Below are 17565 nucleotides of genomic sequence, written 5' to 3' on the forward strand. Positions count from 1 at the left end.
GGCGCGCGGCGGTCCACCGCTCGGCGACATCCTTCGGATGTGGCCACAGCTCAACAACTTTCGCCCGCTCTCCCATAACTACTTCGACGCACATTTCTCACATCGGTTCCCCCACATCCGCACTCGCTCACCCAATCGCTCCATCTCTCCCCCGATTCATACCTCCGAAATCCCTAATCCAAAATTTCACACCTTTTGCTCCTAAGGTAACGATTCCATAACTGCCGATCTTGTGGGCGTAGCGTGGATGGCGTGATGTCGTTGGCGAAGCTGTCAGCGGGCGATGGGTACGAGTACTACGTCCGCTCAGTTGCCACGCACGACGCCAACGAGCGCGGCCGCCAAGCGCTGTGCGACTACTACACCGAACGTGGTGAATCCCCCGGCATCTGGCTCGGATCCGGGCTGCTGGTACTGGGCCTGTCCGAGGGCGAGCAGGTCACCGAATCGCAGATGAAAGCACTCTTCGGCGAAGGCCTGCATCCGGATGCGGACGCGATCATCGAGACGCATCTCGCCGAGCAGATCGCCTTGGGCTCCAAGGGCAAAGACGCGATCCGCTACGCCCTGCGCCAAGCCCAGCTGGGCCGCCCGTTCAGCACCTACGCCGTACGCGAAGGCAGCTACCGGCACGAGTGCGCCAAGGAATTCTCGACTTGGAACACCCGCCACGGCCGCCCGGAGAATGCGCCGGTTCCCGACACTGAACGCGCGAACATCCGCACCGCGGTGGCCCAGCGGATGTTCGCCGCCGATCTCGGCCGGCCCCCGCTCAACGACCGGGAACTGTCCGGATGGGTCGCTCGCTCCTCACGCCCTTCCACCAAGGCCGTCGCCGGATTCGACCTCACCTACTCCCCGGTGAAGTCGGTCAGTACGTTGTGGGCCCTGGCACCGCGCGCGATCAGCGAGAAGATCGAGGCCGCCCATCACGCCGCGATCCGCGACGCCCTCCAGTACTTGGAGACGCACGCGGTCTACACCCGGGTCGGGCGCCACAGCATCCGCCAGGTCGAAGTCGAAGGGCTGATCGCCACAGCGTTCGATCACCGCGATTCGCGCGCCGGGGATCCGGATCTGCACACCCACGTCGTTATCAGCAACAAGGTGCGCCGCCTCGACGGGCAGTGGGGTTGCCTGGACGGGCGGATGATCTACCGGCACACCGTCGCCGCGAGCGAGCTGTACAACACCCGCCTGGAACAGCATTTGGAGCGCGATCTGGGCCTGGTCTTCGCCGATCGTGGCCGCGACTCCGGGCGCCGGCCGGTGCGCGAGATCGTCGGTGTCGCGCCGCTACTGTGCGCGGAGTGGTCCAAACGCGAAGCGAAGATCGCCGTCGAACTGGCCCGGCTGACCACGAAGTTCCAGGCCGAGCACGGCCGCGAACCGACCCCGATTGAGCGGATGAAACTCTCCGAGCAGGCGACACTCTCGACCCGCACCGGAAAACACGCCGCCCGCTCCCGGGCCGAACAGCGGGATGATTGGCACGCCGATGCCGTCCGGGTTCTGGGCGGTGAGGACGCCGCCGCAGCGATGGTGAATACGGCGCTGGCGCAGAACCTTCCGGCGCGTGAGGTGATCGATCAGCAGTGGATCGATGCGACCGCGGCACGGATGGTGGCGACCATTTCCGAAGCCCGTGCCACCTGGCAGGCCCACCACCTGCGGGCCGAGGCCGAGCGCGCGGTACGCGGACAGATCGCCCCGGACCGGTGGCACGACATCGTGCAGCAGCTGGTGACCGCCGCGCTCGCGCCGCCATGTTCGATCCCGCGTGCCGATCTCGAAATAGCGCCGGGCGTCGGGATCCTGCTGCGCAGCGACGGCACCAGCGTGTACGCCACGGCCGGGGCGATGTTGTACACGTCCCCGCAGATCATCGCCGCCGAACAGCGGCTCATCGACGCTGCCACCCAGCGCGGTGGCCGCACCCTCACCCGCCAGGCGATCGAGCTGGCGGTGGTGGAGTACGGGGCGAACAACCAAGGCCAGCAACTCAATCCGGGCCAGCGCGCCCTCGTCGAGGAATTCGCCACCTCCGGAGCCCGGCTGCAGGTCGCGATCGCGCCGGCGGGCACGGGCAAGACCACCGCCATGCAGGTGCTGGCCCGCGCCTGGACCGCCGAGGGCGGCACCGTGCTCGGGCTGGCGCCGACCGCCGCCGCGGCCGCCGTGCTGGGCACCGAGATCGGGACCCAGACCGCGACCATCGACAAGCTGGTCGACGTCCTGGACCGCATCGACACCGGCCGTCTGGCCTTCGCCGATGCCCCGGACTGGGTGCGGTCCATCGATGCCCGCACCCTCGTTGTCCTGGACGAGGCCGCGAAAGCCTCCACCCTGAAACTCGATGCGGCCGTGCACTGGCTCCTGGACCGAGGGGCGAGTGTCCGCGCGATCGGCGATGACAAACAGCTGTCCGCCGTCGCGGCCGGCGGTGTCATCCGCGACATCGTCGAACACGCCGGAGCGGTCACCTTGTCGCAGGTGATGCGGTTCGCCGACCCCGCTGAGCGCGCCGCCAGCCTCGCAGTGCGCGAAGGTGATTCGGCCGCTATCGCCTTCTACACCGACCACGGTCGTATCCGGGTCGGCACTCTCGGAGCGGTCACCGAGGCCGCGTTCACGGCCTGGTCCGCCGACACCGAGGCCGGGTTGGATTCGATCCTGCTGGCCCCGACCCGCGACCTGGTCGCCGACCTCAACGCCCGCGCACGCACCGCCCGCCTGCAGCATGCTGGGCTCGACGGCCCGGAAACCCCGCTCTCGGACGGTCTTTCGGCCTCAGCCGGGGATGTGATCTGCACGCGCCGCAACGACTACCGGTTGCGGATTTCGCAGACCGACCACGTCCGCAACGGCTACCGCTGGGCTGTGCGCGAAGTCCTTCCGGACGGGCGGATCGCCGCCACCCACCTGGGCTCGGGCCGCCGGATCACCCTCCCGGCGCAGTATGTGCGTGAGCACGTGACCCTCGGCTACGCCTGCACCATCGACACCGCCCAAGGCCTCACCGTCGACACCTGCCACGGTGTGCTGACCGGCCGCGAAACCCGCAACCAGGCGTACGTGATGCTCACCCGAGGCAGAGCAGGCAACTACGCCTACGTCGCCACCGCCGGAGACGGGCACGACTCCGCGCTCTATACCTACGCCGCGATCCACCCGCCGACCGCGGTCGATGTGCTCACCGACATCCTCGGCCGCGACGGCTCCCAGCTCTCCGCGACCGGCCAAGCCCGTACCGCCGCCGACCCCCGCACCCGGTTGGCCGGTGCGGTCGATGCCTACCTCGATGCGCTCGGCGCGATCGCGGACGAACGTCTCGGCACCCGCGAGCTGGCCCGCATCGATGCCGCCGCCGAACACCTGGTGCCCGGACTCACCGGCGAGGACGCCTATCCGGTGCTGCGCCAGCACCTTTCGACCCTCGCTCTGCACGGCCGTGACCCGGTCGAGGTCCTGACCACCGCCGTGACCGGGCGTGAACTCGACACCGCCGCGGACCGGGCGGCGGTGCTGGACTGGCGCATCGATCCCACCGGCGCGCATTCACGCACCGCCGGACCGATGCCGTGGTTGCCCGCCATCCCCCCGGTGCTGGCCGCTGATCCCGAATACGGGCAACACCTGCGCGCCCGGGAGCAGCAGATCCAGGACCTGTGCCGGGAGATCGCCGCGACCAGCCGCGACTGGACGGCGCAGACCGCGCCCCGCTGGGCACAACCGTTCGCCGATACCGATCCGCTGCTGGCCGGGAGGCTGGCGATCTGGCGCGCCGCCCACCGGGTCGGCGATCACGACCGACGCCTCACCGGCCCCGCCCAGTACCCGGCCGCCGAACAGCGCGAGCAGCACCTCCTGGACCAGCGCACCGCGAAACAGGTCGGCGCCGAAGACACCGACGCCCGACGGTGGACACCCTTGGCCCGTGAACTCGATCCGCGCCTGCTGTCGGACCCGTATTGGCCGGTCCTGGCCACCGAACTGACCCGCGCCCACACCGCCGGCCGCGACATCATCGGCGCTACTCGCACCGCCGCCGGCGCTCGTCCGCTCCCGGACGAGCAGCCCGCTGCCGCGCTGCGCTGGCGGCTGGCATCCGAACTCGACGAGCACCGCGAGGATGCCGCGCAGCAGGCATTCACGCACACGCTGCAGCAAATGCAGGCGAACCGGTGGCACCAACTCACCGATACCGACCTGGCCGCCCGCATCCGGCACATGACCTCCCGGCGGGAGCAGGACGCCATCCTGCGTACCTTCGCCCCGGCCAGTAGGGGTACCCACGTCGATACCCTCACCGCGCAGCACCGCGAGCTCGACGCCCAGGCCGACGCCATCCGCGCCGCGCACGCCGCTGCCGAAGCCGCCACCGAGGCCGAGGCAGCGCTGCGTCAGGCCCGCCTGGACCTCACCGATCGTGTACGGCAGGTCCAGGATTCGAAGTGGTGGCAGCGGGCCGCCCGCACGGAACTGGATGCGGAGATCGTGCAGCTGCGCGACACCGAGAAAGCCCTCACCACGCAGTACAGCCTCGCCCGCGAACAGGCCCGACTTACCGCGGGCGAGGTCGGGCTGCACGAATATCGGTGGGCTGATGCCCTCGCCGGTGCCGAGGATGCTCCGGTGCGGCAGGCCGCGCTCGATCAGGCCCGCGACCTCGATGCCCGCGACGAGCAGCAGCAACAACGCCAGCAGCAACGCCAGGACCGCGAGCAACGCCAGCTCGACGCCGCAGAGTCCGAGTGGCAGCGCCGCGACGACCTGCCCGGTGAGCAGCGTGACCTCGAAGACCGCGCCCGTGCGCATCTGCACCCACCGCAAGAAGCGGCTGCTGAGCAGGCTGCCGAGCAGGCAGCCGCTGCCCAAGAGCAGGCGCGCAGCCGCGCCGTGACGATGGCCCGGAATTACCACCCGACCGTCGACCCCGGACACGGGATCGGACTCTGACCAGGGCAAGTTGCCGCCCTGACCGCCCTGGCATCGGATGCTAGCTAGCTGGACTAGCCCCGCTAGCGCCCATGTCCGTGGTCGCGGTCCTTGCGCGGCTCCGGCGGCCGGTAGCGGGGCCGTTCCGGCTCGACAGGTTTCGTCCCTCCGGGCGAGGTGCCGGATCCGGGCGGCGGGGTGAGAGGCCCGCTGGCCGCGCCGAGGACATCGTCGATCCCCTGCTCCAGCGGCGACGGACCCGACGACTTGCGTGGGAACCCGAACCGCGTGGGATCCACACCGCCGCGCTGGCGCGGCTGCTGCCGGGGCTGCTCGGACGCGGCGAGTATCTCGGCGATGCGAGCGTCCTTCTCCTGCGGGGTTTCCCCCGTGATCTGGCCCTTCTCGTCGTAATAGTCTTCCCCGCGCAGCTTCGCGGTCATGCGCTTCATCCGCCATGAACGCGAATCCGCCAAGATCTGCTCCTCCTGCTCGGTGCGGTCGAGCCGGTCGACCACGATGCTCGATCGCACCGCCGACACCCACGCCGGCGAGCCCTTGTCCCGCATGTACGGGCGCGCGGGGTCGATGCCCTCGGCGCGCATGTGGATCTCGGTCAGCGCCTTGCGGGCCGTCGACGCCATCGCCGCCGCAGCATCCGCGCGCCCGGACGTGCCGAGGGATTCGCTCACGGTCAGCAGCAGCTCGGTCAGCGCGTATATCAACGCGATATTCGCGGTCTCGGGATTGCTTGCCGCCCACAGCATCCGCGACACCGCCCGCAAACCCTGATCGGGGCGAGACGGGCGCGGCGCCCGCTGATGCGCGGGCACCTGACCTGTGCGTGCGAGCTGCCGCGACAACCGATCCAACGGTCCCGGGGAACGTTCGGTGCGCACCGACGCCGCCGCGAACACCCCCGCGGTCCGGGAGGCCGCCTGCGCCCATCCGGCACGGTCCTCGACCGGGATGGCCCGCATCGCGGCACTCCAGGCGCGCAGTTCCTCGATCGCCTCGTGTGCCGGCATCGGATCGGCCGCCCGCGGGCGCCCCGCCGAGTTCGTGGTGATGCGCCGCCACTCCTCCAATGCCTCCTCGTGGGCGTGCGGCGAGGAATCCCAGGTCGCCCAGGAACGCACCGCGGGCAAGGTCATGTCCTTGCCCAGGCGCAGCCCGCTGTAGGTGAGCGCCTTCTCGTACCCGCCGGTGGTGAGGTTCTTCTGCGGCGGCAGCTCCACCGAATACCCAGTGACTTCGTTCGTGCCGCCGGCGGCCCAGTACGGGATGACTTTGATGCCCTCGGCGTGCAGCAGCCGCAACCAGTCGGCCTCCGATTCGGCTGACATCGCCGCGCCGCGCACCCGCCGGCGCAATGCTTCGCGATCGGTTTCCGGTGCCCCGACCCGTCCCGCGCGGGCCCGCTCGGCCGGTTTCGTCGCCTGCTCGGTGTCCCCGTGCTCACGGGTGTAGAGCACCTGCAGCCCGTGCCGCTGCTCCAGAACCCGGGCCGCGGCCTGCGCGCGCGGGCGATCCCGGAACACATCGGCCAGGCTGCCGTCGGTCCGGACCACCGGCATCGCGATGTGGATATGGTCGTTGCCGTTCTTACTCAGCCCGTGGTGCACCGTCGCCCACCGCACATCCGGCACCTCGTCGTCGCGGTCGATGAACCCCATCTCCCGCATGAAGTCCGTCGCGATCGCCGCCCACTTCGCCATCGGCAACTCACCCTCCTCGGCCTTGAGCGCCAAGGAGCAATGCCAGGTGTTCTCATCGCTGGTCGCGGTCTCGAACGCTTCGGCACGCGACATCCCCTGTGCCATCAACTTCCGGGCCTGCCCGTACGAGGTCGACAGCACCGGCGCACCCTTGAGCAGAGTCTGGCGCGGTGAGTCCAGGAGCTTGCCGCACTCCCACGCCCGCTTCGGATCGATCGCACCCCCGTACACCGCCATCGTCACGAAATCCCCGGCGATCACGGTCGGGTTCGTGTGCTCGTTCGCCTTGCCCGGGCCCGCCAGGTACCACATCAGCGTCTTGATGTTCGAGCCCTTGACCGCGTTCGGCATCACGGGCACATCACCCCGCTCACGCGTCCGGATCGAGCGCGACCGCCCACTCACCACCATCGAGATCGGGCATATCCACCGCCAGATCCTCCTCGGTGATCGACACCCCGGACACCGCCGGCGCCTTACCCATCACCCATCTGGCCGTCGCATCGAGAGACAAACACGCACGCGTCACCGCGCGCAGCGCCGATTCGAGGTGCTCCGGAATGTCCTTCTCCTGGTGCGCGTACCGAGTCAGCTGATTGAGGTTCGCGCCGATCCGGCGCACCTGATCATCCAGTTCCAGCACCGCCCCGACCGCCGCCGCCCGACCGGACTCCGCCCCCGCCTCGCCCAGTGTGGTCTCCACCAGCAGCCGCGGAACCGACACGTTCGCGGCCTCCGCACGAGCTTTCAGGGCCGCATCTTCGGCATCGGACAGCTTCACCACGTGGCGGTGTGGTCGGCCTCCGGCCACATTCGCCGCGCGTGAACGCCGGACCTGCGACCGCCGATTAGGCGACTCCCCTGCCATCGCAACCCCTCCTCCGGCCCAGCGCAGCGACCACCCGTCCCCGGGTGGGGTGCACGATAGTGCACCTAAATGCTAGCTCGCTCTGATTGAATCTGTCTCAGCGTACCGCACCACAAGATCGGGGCGGCGGCCTCCGGCCGCGACCACACCAGGGAAGGCCCGGGCTGTGAGGCGGGGACCCGTAGGTGCGGCTGGCGCGGACGTCCTGTGGGAGTACTGCCGCGCCAGCCGCGCTGCCTTGCCTCTTAGCTGATGTCGTCCGGCCTGTAGATTCCACACACGCGACAGCCCCGGCGGGTAAGGACCGCCGGGGCTGTCGCGTGTGAACTGGTGTGGTGGCTATGCCATGGAACGGTTTCGCTCGATCTCGGCGGCACGGGTGATCCACTTCTTGCAGACATCGCGGTGCGGGCCGATCTTCGCGCGATAGAGCTGATCGGGGCTTAGACCCTCGTGACGGTGTCCGTTCAGGACCCGGGCGACGTCCTCGACACAGAACTTGCCACTCCGCTTCCCGCCGGCATGCACCTCAGCCGCCAGTGCCCACAACTCCGGATCTGCACTCGGCGATCGGCCGTGCACCCGATGCGCACCCTGCGCACTCGGATCCCCGGGGTGCGCACTCGACACCTTGGAGACGGTCTGCGCATGCACTGGGTGCGCATCCTCGCTCGCGCACTGCGCGTCGAGTGCGCACTCGACATCGACAGCGGGTGCGCATGCGCACCCCTGGGTGCGCACTCCTTCGTGCGCACGCGCATCGGGGTGTGCGCATCGTTCCCGGATGGCTCCAGTCGGGGTGCGCAACAGCCCCTCGGCGAGGTGGAGGTGATGGTCGACTTCGCGCATCACCTCGGCGAGGTCGACCCCTTCGGGGACGTCCAGGTGCGCATTGTCGGTGAGCTGCCACAGTTCAGTGCGCAGGGCCAGCACCCGCCGGTACACGTCGTTCATCGCTGAGTCCTTCGCTCCAGGTTGATCACATGTCCGCCGTTGGCTGCCAGCCGCGGCTGACGCAGCGCTTCGGCATTGTCGAGGATCTTCACCACGGTCTTGTAGTGGATCTGGGTGTCCCTGGCCACTGTCGATGGTGCGACACCGGCGGCGGACAGCTCTAGAACGGTGGTCACCTGCTCCACCGTCTTCGTAGTCACACCACGGCGAACGAGTTCGGCGGCCGTGGCGCGCACCTCATGCGCACCTGTCTGCGCACTGCGCGCACCCTGCGCATCCCCGATCACTGCAGCCTGCTCCGCCGGCGGTTCCTGCGCCTGGACGAGATCCGGGACAGGCAGCGCGGCGGGTACACCTTCTGCCACGTGCGCACCCTGCGCATCGTGCGCCAGCTTCGGGTGCGCGTTCACGGGCTCAGGGTGCGCACCTGCTTCCTCCTGCACGGGATTCGAGGGGTGCGCAACGGGCGGTACGGCTTCCGGATCCGGAGTATGCGCACCCTCGATGTGCACCTCAGAGTGCGCATGCGCACCCTCGACCTCGGGGTGCGCATGCGCATGCGCACCCATCGGCTGCTGATGCGCAGATAGAGCATGCACTGGGGCGGCCACAAGCTGAGCGAACTCGTCGTCCAGCTGACCTGGAGCGGTCGGGCGCATGGCCTCGGCCTGCACGCCCGGGTGGCTGGTCGCACGGTGCACTGTCGAGTGCACGGCATCGAGACTGGGCAGCTGCACGGTGTCGAGGTCGGTGATCCGTGCGGCCAGATCCTTGCGGGCGAGGGTGTACTCCTGGCCCAGGAAGTGCAGCGTCAGCAAGGCCGCGCCGATCCCGGCGGGGGCGATGCCGTGCAGCACGGTGTCATACCAATGCCCCTGCTTCACGTACGGATAGGTGTTGAGCCCGAGCGTGGCCAGGAACAGACCGGCTTCAGTGAGACGGATACCGCGTCCGGGCTCACGTTTGGCGGTCTCGCGGACCTTGGCTGTGCCCAGGGCGATAAGGATCAGCAGTCCAGAGATCATGCCCTCGATGAGAAACGAGGCCCAGAACATCGGGTCCTTGACGCCACCTGGTCCCATGTTGTGCTGGACATTGATCGCGCTCCAGAGCATCCCCGCCGCGATGATGGCCGCGCACCCGTTGCGGGTACGCCGGCTGAAACGGCGCAGCTCGGCCACTCCCGAAGCGGGCGATTCAGCGCGGCGCTGCTCGGCCAGGGCCTTGCGGGCATCGACGACGTCTTGGATATCGGTCTCACGGATTGCCTTGTTCGCCTGCCGCAGCGCCTCGGCGGCGGCGAGCTGGTCGGTCAGCTCCGCCTGCTCGGCCTTGAGCAGCTCAGCTCGGCGCCACACGGCCACCGCCCGCCGCCCGGCAAGCTCCTCCTCGGACGGGGCATCGGCCAGTACCGCGCCGGCGTCACCCTGCAGTAGTTGCAGCCGCTGCCGCGCGTCGGTGAGCTGCAGTTCCAGCGGCCTCGGGTCGCTGGGTGCCTGAATCGTCGGTGCGGGCTTGAGTTTCTGACGTCCTAACATCATTTCTTCCCTTGGTTGAGCTGGGTTTCGAGTCGGGTGATGGTCTTCTCGGCGGTGGCCAGCGCCCGATCGGCGGCGGACTGGATGCGGTCGATCTCGGTGGCGTGGGCGGTGCGGGACTGCTCGCGTTCGGTACGGGCATCGTCGCGAACCTGAGCCAGTTCTTTGCGGAGACTCGCGATCTCATCGCGGGTCTCGCGGGCGCGGGCCTTCGACTCGGCGGTGTTCTCGGCGAGCTGGGTGCGCAGCCGCTCGGCATCGGCGAGGGCATCATCGCGCGCCTGCACTGCTGCCGCCAGCTCATTCTCGGCGCGCCGCTGCCCCGTGAGCGCACTGTCCCGCTCATCGTGCGCGGCGGTGATCTGCACTGCCGCAGCGCCTTCCGCTTCTGCGATGTGGTCCTGAGCAGCGGAACGTGCTGCGGCGATGTCGTCGCGGGCCTGCTGCTGCGCGGCGGTGACCTGCTGCACGGCGTCGGCGGTGACCTCGGCCAGTCTCGTTTCAGCGTGGGCGGCGCGGGCGTGAGCCTCGGCAGTTGTTTCGAGGGCTTCGGCGACCTGGGCGTCGCGGTCGGCGATGGCGTCTTCGGCTGCGCCTTCGGCGAGAACCTTGTCCTCCTCGGCCCGCACCAGCTCGCGACGCAGGGCCGTGAGCTCGGCCTCGGCCTCTTCGGCGCGGGTGTTCGCGACGCGGATCTCTTCGTCGGCTTCACGCTGCCGGGCAGCCACCTCGGCAACGGCGGCGTCCGGATCCCCCGCAGTAGCCACGATCTGCCCGGCGGCGGTGAGGATCTCCTCCAGCTGCGCGCGGTGCGCGGTGGTGACCAGCTCCCACTGCGCCAGCAGCTCGGCCAGCGACGCCCGCGCCGAAGTGACCGGGCGGCCCACCGGCTTGCGGCGCGGCACGGCACCGGCGGCTTCGGCCTTCAGATCGCGCTTGCGCTGGAACGCGGTGGCCCGGTCGTGCGTGCGCAGCGTGCCATCCGGGTCGACATGCGGCTGCCCGCAGTAGTCCGCCGGACGACCGCGACCCGCCGCCGGAGGCACAGGATGCCCGGCGACCTGAAATTCCCCCGTTTCGAGGTCGTAGCCGACTGGAAATTGGCAAACGCGCTGGTCATCGGCGGCCGGGCCCGCGCCGCGCGGGATATCGGATTGATCGGTCATGCCACCAATTCTACCTTATTTCGTTACGTTTTATCGTTAATACGAATATGAAATACGTTTTAACGTAAACATAATTCAGTTGGCTAGCACGCGTAGCAGTGCTAGCAAGGGGTACTTGCTACGGGTGTTAGGTTCGCTTCGTGAGCATCGACAGCGAGCGGAGCCAGCCCCGGCGGGTGGTGATCGCGAACCAGAAGGGCGGGGTCGGCAAGACCGCCACCGCCTTGGGATTGGCCAGCGCAGTTATGCACGCCGGCGGGCGCGTGCTGATCGTCGACATGGACCCGCAGGGCAACGCCACCGGCGGCGTCGGCGTGGAGATCGCCCCGGGGCAGAAGACGATCGCGGACCTGTTCGACCGGAGCGTCAAGCCCGGCGATCTGGCCGATGTGGTCGTGGCCTCGGAGTGGGAGGGCGTCGATATCGCGCCCGCCGACGTGGAGCTGGGCTCGGTCGCCGAGTCGGGGAACTCCGACATCGTGTGGCGCCTGGACATGGCGTTCGAGGGGGTGGACCTGTCCCCGTACGCCGCGGTGCTGTTCGACTGCCCGCCGACGCTCGGCACGCTGCTGTTCGCGCCGCTGACCGTGGGCGATGAGGTCCTCATTGTCACCGAGGCCACCCGCGACAGCCTCAAGGGTGTCGGCGAGCTGGAGCGCACCATCCAGCGGGTGCAGCGCCGGCCGAACCCGCGCCTGAAGATCGGTGCGGTCGTCATCTCCAAGCGCAAGGCCCGCGGCGAGCACATCAGCCGCGAGCCCGAACTGCGCGGTGCCTACGGCACTCTCGGCGACGGGAACGGCGGCCTGGTCGCCCGCACGGTCATCCCCGAGCTGGGCGCCCGTGAGGACGCGCATTCCGAATCCACGCCCATGCACCAGTTCCGGGGCGGCAAGTCCATCGCGCTGCAGGTCGCCTACACCGATCTGGCCCGCGAACTCCGTCTGGTGGAAGGAGCTCAGGTATGAGCGTGGACCGCGTACCCGCCCTGCGCCGACCGCAACATCCGGCCGACGACATCCCGCCGAAGCCCGAGCGCAGCGCACCGCCGCCGCCCCCGCCGGCGGTGCCGTTGGCCGAGCGGCTGATCGAGCAGCACAACGTGCGGATCCGCCCCTCGACGAAGGAACGCCTCGGGCGTGCGGTCGACAAGCTGCGCTACGAGACCGGCGACCGGTCCATCTCCATCGCCTCCATCACCGATGAAGCACTGCGCGAATACCTGGACCGCCACGGCTGCTAGCGCCCTGACCTGCACTAACGCAGGAAGCTAGGCGTGCTAGCACACCTAGCTATCGATGGTTTTCCTCGGCAGCGCACCAGTCCGCCAGAACTCACCCAGGGCGAGGTAACTCTCGGGGGAGGGCATCGGTTCTGGCTGAAGGTTGAACTGCACGCCCCGGACGATCACGGCGGTTCGCTCCCTGTGGAGCTGTATGTCGCCGGGGCGCAGGTCCGCGGTCATCTCATCGTCGGCAGCAGCGGCACAGAGGTAGTCGGTCACCTCATGCATGGAGGGGTGGCCGTGCCAGGACAACACGTACCCGCCGTCCTTGTGCAGACGAGGCCACAGCCGAAACCCGAGGCACTCGGCCAGCGGGCCCGGAGTACTGCAGAGCACGCTCAGAACCCGGCCGAGCACCTCGTAGTCGTGCAACCGCGGCAAGGTCTGACTGTCAGCTGTTGTCATGCTGCGCGATCATGCTCGCCTGCCCTACCCGAGTGGCGACGGCGCGCCGCCTACCTGGGCAAACACACATAGTTAGACGTGCTAGCACACCTAGCTAGCGTGCCACGGCGACTCCATCCGGGGTCGTGCGCGCGAGAGTTCACCAGGGAACTAGTGGGCTGCCGATAGCGCCCAGGCCGTCACGACCAACCCTCGGTCAGTCTTCGCGGACAGCGAGTTCGCGGCGCGCCCACTCTGCCTCGCGCGCCCGGGCGGCGGCCTGGCCGGCGGTCTTCGCGCTGTTCCTCCGCCGGAACTGCTCGAACTCTGCACGACCGGGGGAGTGCGGTCCGGCTGAATTCATCGCTGCCGCCCGCTCTTCCTCGCGCTGGCGGGCCCGTTCGGCCCGCGCGGCTTCGTCGATCTCGGCGGTGCGCGCGCGATCCATCCGGGCTGGGGGCTCGTCGTCGGGGACCTGGTCCAGGACTTTCCAGAGGTAGCCGGCCGGGTTCTTCGGTGAGGTCAGCAGGACCATGCCGGAGATCCGCCACTCATCGACCGCGCCGAACACGTCATCGACGTCCCAGTCGGCTCGCGCTTTGCGCGTCAGCAGCGCTTCCATACGCTTTTGGGGTATCTGACGTACCCAGAGCGGAAAACGCGGGTCTCTGCGCACACCAGAGGCCAGCAACACCGCTTTCGGGTCGTAGGATCGGCCCTGTTTGGGTTGCCCCCTCTTGTCGAGGCTGCGCGGAGCGCATCGTTTCATCGCGTTCTTCGGTGTAGAAATAACCTCCCTACGTGAGCTGGCGGCGTAACCCCCGCTACGCGGGGGAGGGGTGCCAAAGCCCTGTTCAAGCAGTGTCTGCACCAGTGAGTTATCCACAGGGAGCACCTGCGATTCGTGCAGTGCGGCCACGGCGGTCCAGCCCGTGATCTTCGGCTGGTCCCGGCTCCACATGTCGAGCGCTTCGAGTTTGGTGAGCTGGCGGCCTCGATAGACCACGGTGCGGCAGCCGAGCTTGTGCAGCAGCTGGCGGCCTCGGTGCATGGTCGACTCGCTCATGCCGGTGGTCCGCATCAAGCGGGCCATCGAGGACCCGGCGTTGCGGCCGGTGCCGAAGTCCGCGACCTCGGCCTCGGCGCGCAGGTACTTCAGGAAGGTCTCGCGCTTGATCGAGGCCACCATGCGGTTGAGGTAGAGCAGCCGGTAGTGCATGTCGTAGAGCGCCATACCGTGCGCGATGAACCGGTCCAGGCCCCACCAGCACGCCGGAACGTCCTTGTAGGCGTCCTCGGGCAGCACCAGCCGCAGGGCAGGCAGGGAGAACAACGCCGCCATGGCCGGTCGACGCCGGCGGCGTGGCGAGGCAGTGCAGCCTCGTCCAGATACAGGTGAGGGCAGCGAAGGCGCGCCGATCGCAGAATCGTGACCAGCTACATCGGTCCCGATACTTTGTTGCGGACGTGCGGCCTTGCTACCCTGAGAACCGCTGATCAAAGCGTGGTCCTATCAGGGCCTTGAAGAGCCCCCGGCTGGTAACCGGGGGCCTTCCTCGTTTACGGGTGTCCCACCGCTTGGTAAGGGCGGTGGGTCTGGCTCAGGCAGAGATGGGAAGTGACCCCTGCTCCGGGTTGGAGAGACCTGGGTAGTCGGGTAGCCCAAGCTCGCGCCGGAGGGCGATTTCGAACAACGTCCGCTTGTTCAGGCCGCGCTGCTCTACCGCCCTGTCCAGAGCGTCGACTACCTCTTGCGAGATGTTCACTCCCACAGGCTTAGTGGGTGGAAGTTTCGCGGGTCTCGGCATGCCGTAATTACTAGATCTATTAGCTGTCGGACTGTGGGAGGCGCGCCGAACTGATCACCGCAGATATTCATCGAGGGTCAGTGCAGCTACGGAGATACCTCGGTCGTCCCAACGGGCGCGTGTAGTTCGCTTGCCCCCAAACGTCCTGTACACCAGGCAGTTTGGGTTTGAGCCGTAGGCGGCGTACCAGACGTGGGTCAAGGGAGCGTCTTCCGTTGCGGCGAGATCCCAGCTTGTGCCCAGAACGGGCGTACGGAACGCCATGAGTCGATCCCGCCCTCGATGGCTTCGGGCGGAACGACAGCGCGGATGAGTCCCCAGGTCGCGAGCAGCCGCGGAATGACCAGTCGGCGGTCACGGTCCCGCTGGGGCCGGAGGGCGTCCTGTATCCAGCGGTATGACTGCGCGATCTGGCATTGCAGGGTTTCGGGCCAAGTGAGCCACTTGCGGTCGTACGCACGTCTGGAATTGAGGCGGAGTACTTCGCGCCACAGGGTGGCTTTGTCGCTGCGGTCGTGGCGGTAGTGGAATTTGTTGACGTAGTAGGTCGGGCGGGCGTTGCGCGCCAGGCGCTGCTGGAGGTCGATCTCCTCGTAGAACAGGAAGAACTGTTCATCGAACCCCTCTACGAGCTCGAATGCTGGACGTGGAATGAGCAGGAACGCGCCCATGTTCCAGTCGACCTGCCGGTCGTCGGTATAGCCTGCCGGGGAGCGCTGCAACAGGGGCATCTTCCTGGCCTTTTGCCATTCCAACGGCACTGTGGGGAACTCGTCCCAGGACCAAACGAGGTCGCCGCCGAATGACTGCTGCTGGATGCCGACGCATCCGAATTCGCCGAATTGCGTGACGTATTCAAGTAGATCGGCCATGTTGCAGTCGATCGCGGTGTCCGGATTCAGGAACAGGACCATTTGTACGGCGGGATCAAGGCTGTTCACCGCCTCATTGCAGGCTGCGCCGAACCCGACGTTTGTACCGGTGATGACCCTGTTCACTGCTGTGTGATGCTCGGCGATCTCTACGGACTGATCCGATGAGCCGCAGTCCCGCACGACCACCCATGCCTCGCCGGCGTTGGACTGAAGCGCATCCAGGCACTGAGGCAGATCGGTCGCGTTGTTGTAGGTCACGATCACTACGCCGAGTGCGGCGGCGGAGGTCGACATAGGTCTCTCGTCTCTACGGCTGGAGGTCGCGGCCGATTTTCCAGACGCTCTCGTACCAGCGCTGGCATTGGTCGATGAACTGAGATTTGAACGAATCCTGGTCGGCTTGGTCGGTTTCGAGGTGGAACAGGGTTGCGTTCTTACCCATCAGGTCGAGCATCACCGTGTCTTCGCCATCCAGTGGCAGCTGATGTTCCTCAATTGGGTAGAAGCCGAAGAAGGCATCGAGTCTATTGATGATGTAGAGCTTGAACAGGGGCGCGGCAGGGTAGACGCGGATCTGCACAGACGCGGACTCGATCAGTCCGATTCGCTTCAGTTCCAGCACTTCATCGTGGATGCCGAATGCGTGACGCTCCATGATCCGCTGCATCCGCCGGCGGAACGCAGGACTGTCTGCGAGGTCCGACGCTCGCGCGGGTAGCGCCCACGGCGTTCCCGGGTCCGGAACGAGGATTCGGACGTCGATCGACTCGGGACGGAATCGTCCGTCTCGAATCTTGTCCAGCGGTTCGGACATAGCGCCGTGCAGGGTCTCGGCAGCGAATCCCGCGAAATCCACTGTCACCTTCGGCTCTACGAAGGCGCGCTCAAGGTGAGGTCGCAGCCCAACCGGTTTGCTCGTGCGTTCCTTCACGAACACTCCCGATCCGACACGGCTGAAGACCAACCCCTCTGTGCGGAGTTCGTTAACCGCCTGCTGCGCAGTCACTTTCGATACGCCGTACCGCTCAGCGAGTTCGGGCCCGCTCGGCAGCTTCTCCCCTGGCTTCAGCTTCCCGGTGAGGATCGCGGCTCGTAGCAGGTCAGCGAGTTGCCGTCGAGGCGGGCGGGGGTCAGCAGGGTCGATTGCGTTCATGCCCACCAGCTTAGAACCTGCCTACTACCTGCATAAGCGGCCTATCCATCTATTGACCTGCCTATGCAGGTTGATGCACTATTGACCTGCATAGGCATCACGGAAGAAAGTTCCGAAATTTCTGCAGGAGGCTCCCTTATGACCGTCGATCCCTCACCCGCTTCCCGCCCCGCGGGTCTGGTCCCGGAAGACCTGATCCCGGCGAGTGCGGCGGCGTCCCTCGTCCACGTAGACGCCAAGACCATCAAGAACTGGATCAAGGCAGGTGAGCTGCGCGGATGGCTCGTCAACGGTCGTCACTACCGCGTGCGTCGTAGCGAGGTCTTGAGTCTCGTTCAGCCCGTGTTGATGCCCACTGACGTCAGCGAGGGGGCGGCGTGATGACCACCCTTGATGTCCGTCCCGGGGGACCCGCCCTGGACCTGACTACGAGCCGCGAGGCCGCGCTGCTCGGTGAAGTTGCACGGCTGCGCGCTGAGCTGCACCAGCTACATGTGGCCGTCGATGACTTGCTCGACCGCGAGTCGATGTACGCCGGCGCTCCGTGCATGGAACGGCTGACCACGTCGGCCTCGATGGACCGTCTCGGCGCGGCGCGAGCCCGCCACATTCGTGCAGATGTCGAGGCCACTGGCGTTTCGACGGGGGTGTTCGCGTGATGGCCCGCGAGCGTGAGATCGCGGTCGTGGTGCCGCTGGTGGTGCCGCCGGTCGGCGCCCTGCTGATCGCCCTGGTCGCAGTAGTGGTCGGCGCCGTGCTGGTCGCCGTCGTGGTCTGCACCGCCCACTTCAGCGACGGCTCGTCGGTCGTGCCGTCGACTCCTGGCCCGTGTGCGCCGTTCTGCTCCGCGCCGCTGGGCGGTGGCCAGCGATGACCAC

Annotated in this window: 15 protein-coding genes; 6 read left to right on the top strand and 9 right to left on the bottom strand. The window is 67.6% G+C overall.

The genetic code is table 11. The features are described 5' to 3' along the window. Positions 1 to 255 precede the first annotated feature (255 nt). Positions 256 to 4959, top strand: a complete 4704-nt coding sequence (gene mobF, locus OG716_RS42325) for a MobF family relaxase (RefSeq protein WP_331757760.1) — start codon at positions 256 to 258, stop codon at positions 4957 to 4959. Positions 4960 to 5021: 62 nt separating this feature from the next. Here mobF and OG716_RS42330 read toward each other — a convergent pair whose 3' ends face one another. From OG716_RS42330 to OG716_RS42350, 5 genes are all read right to left on the bottom strand, one after another. Beyond that, entirely contained in the window at positions 5022 to 7007 is a 1986-nt protein-coding gene (locus tag OG716_RS42330) for a relaxase/mobilization nuclease domain-containing protein (RefSeq protein ID WP_331757762.1), read from the bottom strand. A 19-nt stretch (positions 7008 to 7026) separates the two neighbouring features. Beyond that, the gene (locus tag OG716_RS42335) at positions 7027 to 7524 is read right to left on the bottom strand and encodes a plasmid mobilization protein (RefSeq protein ID WP_405140421.1); all 498 of its coding nucleotides are present in this window, start codon (positions 7522 to 7524) and stop codon (positions 7027 to 7029) included. A gap of 339 nt (positions 7525 to 7863) precedes the next feature. Beyond that, entirely contained in the window at positions 7864 to 8478 is a 615-nt protein-coding gene (locus OG716_RS42340) for a hypothetical protein (protein ID WP_331757707.1), read from the bottom strand. Continuing rightward, the gene (locus tag OG716_RS42345) at positions 8475 to 10016 is read right to left on the bottom strand and encodes a hypothetical protein (protein WP_405140402.1); all 1542 of its coding nucleotides are present in this window, start codon (positions 10014 to 10016) and stop codon (positions 8475 to 8477) included. Before OG716_RS42345 ends, OG716_RS42340 begins: the two co-directional genes overlap by 4 nt. Further along, positions 10016 to 11182 carry a hypothetical protein gene (locus OG716_RS42350; protein WP_331757709.1) on the bottom strand — a complete coding sequence of 389 codons (1167 nt, stop codon included), beginning with the start codon at positions 11180 to 11182 and terminating at the stop codon, positions 10016 to 10018. Before OG716_RS42350 ends, OG716_RS42345 begins: the two co-directional genes overlap by 1 nt. A 140-nt stretch (positions 11183 to 11322) precedes the next feature. On the opposite strand from OG716_RS42350, the gene OG716_RS42355 reads away from it, so the two are divergent. Both OG716_RS42355 and OG716_RS42360 read left to right on the top strand, forming a co-directional pair. Next, positions 11323 to 12150: an AAA family ATPase gene (locus OG716_RS42355; RefSeq protein ID WP_331757710.1), complete on the top strand. Its 828-nt coding sequence runs from the start codon at positions 11323 to 11325 to the stop codon at positions 12148 to 12150. Next, the gene (locus tag OG716_RS42360) at positions 12147 to 12425 is read left to right on the top strand and encodes a hypothetical protein (RefSeq protein ID WP_331757711.1); all 279 of its coding nucleotides are present in this window, start codon (positions 12147 to 12149) and stop codon (positions 12423 to 12425) included. The genes OG716_RS42355 and OG716_RS42360 overlap by 4 nt, the downstream gene beginning before the upstream one ends. A 45-nt stretch (positions 12426 to 12470) precedes the next feature. Here the strand turns inward: OG716_RS42360 and OG716_RS42365 are convergent, their stop codons facing one another. The 4 genes from OG716_RS42365 to OG716_RS42380 all read right to left on the bottom strand — a co-directional run bounded on the left by OG716_RS42365 (position 12471) and on the right by OG716_RS42380 (position 16687). Continuing rightward, positions 12471 to 12872: a hypothetical protein gene (locus OG716_RS42365; protein WP_331757712.1), complete on the bottom strand. Its 402-nt coding sequence runs from the start codon at positions 12870 to 12872 to the stop codon at positions 12471 to 12473. A gap of 196 nt (positions 12873 to 13068) precedes the next feature. Continuing rightward, positions 13069 to 14193 (bottom strand): hypothetical protein, encoded by a 1125-nt coding sequence (locus OG716_RS42370; protein ID WP_331757713.1) that lies wholly within the window; start codon positions 14191 to 14193, stop codon positions 13069 to 13071. A gap of 663 nt (positions 14194 to 14856) precedes the next feature. Next, entirely contained in the window at positions 14857 to 15828 is a 972-nt protein-coding gene (locus tag OG716_RS42375) for a glycosyltransferase family 2 protein (protein WP_331757715.1), read from the bottom strand. Between the two features lie 13 nt (positions 15829 to 15841). Next, positions 15842 to 16687, bottom strand: a complete 846-nt coding sequence (locus OG716_RS42380) for a winged helix-turn-helix domain-containing protein (RefSeq protein ID WP_331757716.1) — start codon at positions 16685 to 16687, stop codon at positions 15842 to 15844. Between the two features lie 138 nt (positions 16688 to 16825). Between OG716_RS42380 and OG716_RS42385 the strand changes: the two genes are divergently transcribed. The 3 genes from OG716_RS42385 to OG716_RS42395 are packed head-to-tail and all read left to right on the top strand — an operon-like array spanning position 16826 to position 17561. Continuing rightward, positions 16826 to 17068 (top strand): excisionase family DNA-binding protein, encoded by a 243-nt coding sequence (locus OG716_RS42385; RefSeq protein WP_405140406.1) that lies wholly within the window; start codon positions 16826 to 16828, stop codon positions 17066 to 17068. Continuing rightward, complete coding sequence (locus OG716_RS42390; RefSeq protein ID WP_331757718.1) at positions 17068 to 17346, top strand: hypothetical protein; 279 nt, start codon at positions 17068 to 17070, stop codon at positions 17344 to 17346. Before OG716_RS42385 ends, OG716_RS42390 begins: the two co-directional genes overlap by 1 nt. Beyond that, complete coding sequence (locus OG716_RS42395) at positions 17346 to 17561, top strand: hypothetical protein (RefSeq protein WP_331757719.1); 216 nt, start codon at positions 17346 to 17348, stop codon at positions 17559 to 17561. Before OG716_RS42390 ends, OG716_RS42395 begins: the two co-directional genes overlap by 1 nt. Positions 17562 to 17565: the final 4 nt, after the last annotated feature.

Origin of the sequence: Nocardia sp. NBC_01388 (genome assembly GCF_045040085.1) — a bacterium.
In the GTDB taxonomy this organism is placed as follows: Bacteria; Actinomycetota; Actinomycetes; order Mycobacteriales; family Mycobacteriaceae; genus Nocardia.